The 769-nt window shown below is 66.3% G+C and carries 1 protein-coding gene; it reads left to right on the forward strand.

The features are described 5' to 3' along the window. Positions 1 to 152 precede the first annotated feature (152 nt). A partial coding sequence (locus tag WDW90_RS37690; protein ID WP_336492817.1) for a Crp/Fnr family transcriptional regulator occupies positions 153 to 769 on the forward strand: 617 nt, incomplete at its 3' end.

A 769-nucleotide genomic window follows, 5' to 3' on the forward strand; every position in this document is an offset into this window, starting at 1 on the left:
GCCCTCGACCGCTTGCGCCCGGATGCCTTTAGCAAGCGACGGCACCCACCATGACCTTAATCGTCGGCGGCCGCAAATAACCGATCATAGGATGTCGCGCAGGTCGTTTTTCCGACTTAGCCTGTCGCTTCTTCGTCGACCGGTGAGGCCCGATGCAGGACGCGCTGATCCGCAAGCTCGAGGGCTACGAGGAGCTGACCGACGAGGACCGCGGGGCGCTCAACGCCCTCGTGCCCAAAGTCAGGAAGGTCGGGGCGCGGGCCGATCTGATCCACGAGGGCGATGCGCCCGAGAATGTCCACCTGATCCTCGACGGCTACGCCTGCCGCTACAAGGTCCTGCCGGACGGCCAGCGCCAGATCATGGCCTACCTGATCCCGGGCGATTTCTGCGACCTCAACGTGTTCATCCTCGACCAGATGGACCACGCGATCGGCACGATCTCGGCCTGCCAGGTCGTCGACATCCCGCGCCAGGCCATCGAGGCGATCACGGCCGAGCACCCGCGGGTCACCCGGGCACTGTGGTGGTGTGCGCTCGTCGACGAGGCGGTTCTGCGCGAGTGGCTGGTCAACATCGGGGGCCGGCCCGCCAACCACCGCATCGCCCATCTTCTCTGCGAGCTGCTGCTGCGGCTGGAGGCTGTGGGGCGGGTCACCAACAACAGCTTCGACTTCCCGTTCACGCAGACCGACATCGCCGACACGATGGGCCTGTCGAACGTGCACGTTCACCGCACGCTCCGCGAGCTGCGGGCCCTCGGCCTGAT

Origin of the sequence: Methylobacterium nigriterrae, assembly GCF_037106235.1 — a bacterium.
GTDB lineage: Bacteria > Pseudomonadota > Alphaproteobacteria > Rhizobiales > Beijerinckiaceae > Methylobacterium > Methylobacterium nigriterrae.